The organism is uncultured Fibrobacter sp. (genome assembly GCF_900316465.1).
Taxonomy (GTDB): Bacteria; Fibrobacterota; Fibrobacteria; order Fibrobacterales; family Fibrobacteraceae; genus Fibrobacter.
This window is the reverse complement of record NZ_ONDD01000055.1, coordinates 1-5,889: the sequence shown is the minus strand read 5'-3', so window position 1 is coordinate 5,889 and position 5,889 is coordinate 1. Positions and strand designations below refer to the sequence as shown.

Below are 5,889 nucleotides of genomic sequence, written 5' to 3'. Positions count from 1 at the left end.
ACGGGTCTGAATGTGCCGAGACCTACATGGAGAGTGAGTTCGGCGATCTCAACGCCCATTTCCTTAAGCTGTGAGAGCAGTTCTTTCGTGAAATGAAGTCCTGCCGTGGGCGCTGCAGCGGAACCCGGATCCTTTGAATAGACTGTCTGATATCTTTCGGGATCGTCAAGCTTTTCGTGAATGTAGGGCGGAAGGGGAACCTGGCCTGCGCGGTCAAGGACTTCTTCCCAGATTCCGTTGAAATCAAATCTTATGATGCGGTTGCCGTTTTCGAGGACCTGTTCACATTCTGCTTCTAGTTCGTTTTCGATGAAAGTAAACCTGCGGCCTTCATGGACTTTCTTGCCGGGTCTTGCGAGAGTTTCCCAGTGGTTATCGTCGATCCTCTTGAGGAGGAGCAGTTCTACAGGACTCTTGGTATCTGATCTGACGCCTAAGAGCCTTGCGGGTATAACGCGTGTGTTGTTTATGACCAGAACGTCGCCTTTGTGAAGGAAAGAGGGAAGATCGTAAAAGTGCTTGTCGATCGTCTTTCCGGTGTTCTTATCCAGCACAAGCATGCGGGATGCCGTGCGGTCCAAAATAGGTGTCTGTGCTATGAGACGCTCGGGGAGGTCATAGTAGAAATCATGAGTCTTCATGTATATTGCCTTTATAAAGTGATTTTTTACCGCAAGATTTTAACATAAGGATATTACTTATGCTAATTATAAAAGCAAGAAGACTTATTTTTTGTCTTTCTTTTCCGCTCTGAGGTTGTTGAGCTTGGTGAGCTGGTCGCGTTTCTTAACGAGCGGGATCGTAACTTCAAAGCATGCACCGCCATCGGGTTTGTTGTATGCGTTGACCGTTCCGCCGTGTTCATTTGCGATGGCCTGCGCAAGCGCAAGGCCGATACCGTGCTTTCCGTCTTTGCCCTTCGTAAAACGCTCGAAAAGATGTTCCAATACTTCCGGTGAGATGCCAGGGCCGTCGTCTCCGATGGAGAAAGTAACTTTTCTTCTGAAGCTGTCGGGCCTGCAGTCGAAAGTGACGGCTTTATCACAGTATCTCAGGCAGTTGGAGAATATGTTTTCGAGACATCTGATCATGTCGTTCTCATTCGCATAGATATAAAGGCTGTCGGCGTTGATCTTGTTGATGATGGCTTTGTCCTCGTGGATGAAGTTGCCTCTGACCCTGTCAATGATCGTCTCGCAGAGAACCTTGACGTTGAGGTTCTGTTTCTTTACCTCGTAGTTTCCGCTCTTGCTCATGTCCATCTTTGAAATGGAGAGGAGGTTCTCAACGAGGCCTGAAAGCCTTTCTGTTTCAGCTATGATGACATCGATTGCGTTGTCCCTGGAAGACTTGTCCTCGAAAACGCCGAACTTCAAGCCTTCGGCATAACCCTGGATCGACATGAGAGGCGTGCGGAGCTCGTGTGAAGCGTTCTGGAAAAAAGTCTTCTGCTCTACATCGGCTTCTTCAAGCTTATGAGCCATGCGGTTCATCCTGTCACCGAGTTCGGAAAGCTCCTTGCTTCGGATATTGCCCGTTACAGGTTCGAAATCTCCCTTTGCTACACGTCCGGCGAAGCGTGAAAGCTTTCTTGTGGATGAGATGAGCGGGTAGGAGAGGATGAAGCTCAGGACGCCTGCGATGATCATGGCGAGGAGAGCTGCCTGAACGAGAGCGAGCGTAATCTGCGACATGAACGAGTAGTATGAACCGGAATTGACGTATACCAGAAGGTAATAGCCTTTGAGTTCCTTTAACTGTTTGTTTCCGGCATTATACGTGAATCCTACTGAACGGTAATAAACGAGGTTTCCGTTGATGCTTGTGGTCTGTGTCTCGCGAAGATTGCGCTGACCGCCTTCGGATACGACCTGATAGACGACGTTGGAAGCGCTGTTTGCATAATTGACGTTGTAATCGGAAGTAGGCCACATCAGCAGGCACTTGTTCGTCGTGTCGTCATATGTGTAAAGAGCGATGCTTGCCTGGTTGGAAAGGTCGGCCGTACGGATGGACTTCATGAGAAAGTCCTTGATGTCTTCCTCGGTTCTTTTGTCTTTTTCGAGCTCGTTCTGGAATGCTATGGTGAAGTTCTGGGTGGAGCTTACGGCCGTTTCGATTCTCGCTTTGCATTCCTGGGCGATGTAGTTCTTGACGATGGACTGTACATAGAAGTTGATGATCAGGAACTGCTTGAACTGGGGGTTGGCCGCGTAGTCGAGGTCATCCTTGGTGCTGCCGTCGGTATTGAGAGCAGCGGATAAACCGCAGCGGTCTTCAAACCAGCTGGCGATCGTTGTCTGTTTGTTCCTCCAGTAAGAGGAACCGCCGTAGGATGCCGTTTTGGTGAAGTTGTGCAGGCCGAGCACGCCGCCGTCGGCATCAAAATAATACTCGATGTCGACCGGATACATGCGGCCCTCGGCTTCGAGCACGCAACTGTTGTCATAAAATTCTTCGAAGAGCTTGGCATCCAGCGTTGCCGAGGCCACAATCAGCTTGAATTCGGGGCGGGCCTGCAAAACCGTCTTGAAAATGCCGAGCAAGATGTCGATATTCAGCGAGCGTTCATGCGCTTCATCGATCACTACTGCCGAATACTGGCGAAAGAGTCTGTCGCGACGGAATTCCTGCAGCAAGATACCATCGGTCATGACCTTGATGGGAGCATCGCTCTGGCCTTGTTCCCAGAAACGAATCTTGGTGCTCACAAGCGTTTCGTCTTTCAGTTCTTCACGCAGGCGGTCCGCAATCGAGATGGCCGCCAAGCGCCTCGGCTCCGTGACGCCGATTTTGAAAGGTTGTTCGCTCTCCCGCCTGTCAAACCATTCCAACAAAAATTTCGGGAGCTGCGTCGACTTTCCGGAACCGGTGTCTGCCTTGACAATCACCACCTGATGCTTTTCGAGCATCTCAAAAAATTCTTCCCGATGTTCAACGACGGGAAGCTCTGGATAGTCGATTTTTAGACTCATTCCTTAATATGACCGCACTTGTCGCAGGTCAGCTTGTAGCTGTTATCGGGGTCAACGACCATCACGCCGTCGCATTCCGGCACTTCGCACGGGAGCTCACCCGGCATGACTTCGCGGTAAGTCTGCTTTTCTTCCATGGCTAGCCTCCGATTTCCTTGAGGTAGCGAGCGAGAGCGTCTTGCCACGTCGGAAGCGGTTTGAAACCGTTTGCAACGAGCTTGCTCTTGTCGAGGCGGCTGTTGAACGGGCGCGCGGCCTTGCTCAGGCCATATTCAGCCGTCGTCACCGGCAACACTTTCGTGGTAAGCCCAGCCTGCTTGTAGATTTCGCAGGTAAAGTCGTACCAGCTAATATATCCGCCTTCGTTGGTGGCGTGATAGTAGCCGTACTTTTCGGTTTCGTTCATGTCAATGAGCAAGCGAGAAAGGTCGAGCGTGTAGGTCGGCGTGCCGATCTGGTCATTCACCACGCGCACGGTATCGTGAGTCTTGCCCACGTTCAGCATGGTCTTGATAAAATTCTTGCCATTCAGGCCGAACACCCAGGCGATTCGCACGATGAAGTACTTATCAAGCGTATTGGCGACGGCGAGTTCGCCTTCGAGTTTGGTCTGGCCGTAAACGTTGAGAGGTTTGTAATCCTTGCAGTCGGGCAGCCAGGGTTCCGTGCCCTGACCGTTGAACACGTAGTCGGTGCTGATGTAGGTCATCTTGCAGCCGAGCTTTTTGCAGGCATTCGCGATATTCTGGGTACCGCCGGCGTTTACCGCGCGGACCTTCGCCACATTGGCATCGTCTTCGGCCATGTCGACTGCAGTCCATGCGGCGCAGTGAATCACGGCATCGGGCTTGATTTCAGAAAGAACCTTGTCGACCGCGGCAGAATCTGTAATGTCGAGCTGCACATACGGCATGGTCGTGACGGCAGAACCGTCGGCGACACCGCTATAGGCAGGCGCCATGTCGGAACCGACGCCCGTATGGCCACGCTTTGCAAGTTCATTCATTACATCATGGCCCAGTTGGCCACCAACACCTGTCACAAAGAATTTCATGATTTTTACCTCTTTGCGCTAATATAGAAAAACACCCCGCGTTCGCGGGGCGCCTTTTCATCCACAATATAGGAGCATTTGGATGTTAAGTATTAGCGAGTCACACGCACCTGAGTCAGCTTGCTACCCTGCTTGACCATGTAGACACCGGTCTGCTGGAACTTAGCAAAGAGAGCGTCAGCGATGGAAGCACCGGCGGCAACATCAACCTTGCCGAGAGTGCGACCCTGCATGTCAAATACCTGATAGGTCTTGCCAGCTGCATTCAGACGGAGGTCAGCTGCGATAGACTGCGGTTCACCACCTTCCTTGCTGAACTTCACGTAGTCAACGTTGGTGTTGTCGTTGGCAATCGTGATGCGAAGAACATGCTGACCCTTGGTGAGCGTAGCCTTACCGGTAGCGTCTTCATAGGCATCCCAATCGTTGCTTGTACCCGTGAAGGAGAGCGAAGCAATCTGCTTGCCATCGATAGCGAGGTTCAACTTGCCAGCACCGGAACCATTCGAAACAGAAGCCACGATATCGTATTCACCATCTTCAGCAACATTCACGGTATATTCCATCCACTGGTCGGCACTCGTATAACCGATAGCCTTGCCAGTACCGCTGTTCACAATACCGATATTGCTGTAATCGGAACCACGGTAATCCTTATCGACTTCAGCACTCGAACTTACACTGGAGTTGCCATAGGTAGAATCCTGGTTACCTTCGTCAAAGTTTTCAGCTTCGACAATACCCGGAATAGAAGCCGGGGTACCACCAAACGCCTTGCGTTCGATCGGCTTCGGCGGTTCAGGCGGAACATATTCGCCTACATAAACGCGAGCATGGGGGAAGTCCATACGGCCATTGCGAACTTCGCCATTGACGTTGCCCGCTTCACCAAGCACCTTGGCTTCATAGAGCACGCCCATTTCCATGCCCATCTTTTCCCACTGTCTCATGTGTTCGGAAATATTGATGGAGCCGCAGTCACGCGGAGAAGTACGGACACTGAAGTACTGGTAGAACTGCACGTTGCCGCTGTTCTTAATAGCCGGACCCGTACGGGTATTGCGGTAAACCGTATAAGTACCGCCATCAACTGTAATGGTACCCTTTCTTTCGTTACCGATCCAGCTACCCGGCATATCGTTAGCGAGGGTGTTATCGATCACGTAGTATTCGACCAATCTGCTGGCCGTTCCAGAAACGCCTTCCATCCAGCCGTACACACCAATGTAGGAGTAACCCACATTTTGTGCCGGAGACTTCACGAGCTTGAATTCGGCAATCATGTCGCCATCAAGCTGCTTATAAGTCTTGTTACTACCAAGGGAAAGACCGGCGCGGCAGAGATAGTCCTTGGCTCCCGTAATGGAACAATCCATGGAACCATCGCTATAGAACGTAGCACTGCCACCATGGCCGTTTTCGTCCCAGAGTTCGTAACCGATATCGCCGATTTTACCAGTCTGGTTCGAAGTAATCGTCACTTTCTGGCCGGAATGAGATGCATTGCTGCAGAAATCCTGAGCAAACGCTCCGGACATACCAAGGGCTAGAACAAGCCCTGTTTTAACAAAAAGATTGGTTTTCATAATATACTCCTTAAGAAAATCCCGTTCAACCTCTATTCCAAAGTTATATCCATTTGGTCTAATTTGGAATAGTCCCCATATAAATGGCGTTGTTGTAAAAAACAACACCAAATCCACAATTTTTACACAAAAAAGCCAATTTTACGTCAAAATACGGCATTCTTTTCGTGTATATAAAAAACGCCCCACAACATGTGTGAGGCGCCTTTTTCCACAAAATTTGGAGTATTTTTCGGGATTTTCCTGAAAATTGTGGAAACTTTTTAGCGGTTGA

At 50.4% G+C, this 5,889-nt stretch carries 5 protein-coding genes and 1 pseudogene; all 6 read right to left on the bottom strand.

Going from position 1 to position 5,889, the window contains the following annotated elements:
- The coding region (locus QZN53_RS12885) for an S-adenosylmethionine:tRNA ribosyltransferase-isomerase (protein WP_163439317.1) at positions 1-641 on the bottom strand (641 nt) is incomplete at its 3' end.
- 84 nt (positions 642-725) lie between these two features.
- Positions 726-2,912, bottom strand: a complete 2,187-nt coding sequence (locus QZN53_RS12880; protein ID WP_294653468.1) for an ATP-binding protein — start codon at positions 2,910-2,912, stop codon at positions 726-728.
- A gap of 59 nt (positions 2,913-2,971) precedes the next feature.
- Complete coding sequence (locus QZN53_RS12875) at positions 2,972-3,112, bottom strand: hypothetical protein (protein ID WP_158213063.1); 141 nt, start codon at positions 3,110-3,112, stop codon at positions 2,972-2,974.
- A 2-nt stretch (positions 3,113-3,114) separates the two neighbouring features.
- Positions 3,115-4,029 (bottom strand): dTDP-4-dehydrorhamnose reductase, encoded by a 915-nt coding sequence (gene rfbD / locus QZN53_RS12870; protein ID WP_163439315.1) that lies wholly within the window; start codon positions 4,027-4,029, stop codon positions 3,115-3,117.
- Positions 4,030-4,349: 320 nt separating this feature from the next.
- Positions 4,350-5,615, bottom strand: a pseudogene (locus QZN53_RS13010) (glycoside hydrolase family 11 protein); the annotation flags it as partial.
- A gap of 58 nt (positions 5,616-5,673) precedes the next feature.
- Positions 5,674-5,889: hypothetical protein (locus QZN53_RS12855; protein ID WP_205428155.1), on the bottom strand; the 216-nt coding region annotated here is incomplete at its 5' end.

What these genes read in the sequence shown, in the direction of transcription:
- rfbD (WP_163439315.1), bottom strand. Translation starts at nt 4,029, where the DNA reads ATGAAATTCTTTGTGACAGGTGTTGGTGGCCAACTGGGCCATGATGTA.
- QZN53_RS12880 (WP_294653468.1), bottom strand. Translation starts at nt 2,912, where the DNA reads ATGCTCGAAAAGCATCAGGTGGTGATTGTCAAGGCAGACACCGGTTCC.
- QZN53_RS12875 (WP_158213063.1), bottom strand. Translation starts at nt 3,112, where the DNA reads ATGGAAGAAAAGCAGACTTACCGCGAAGTCATGCCGGGTGAGCTCCCG.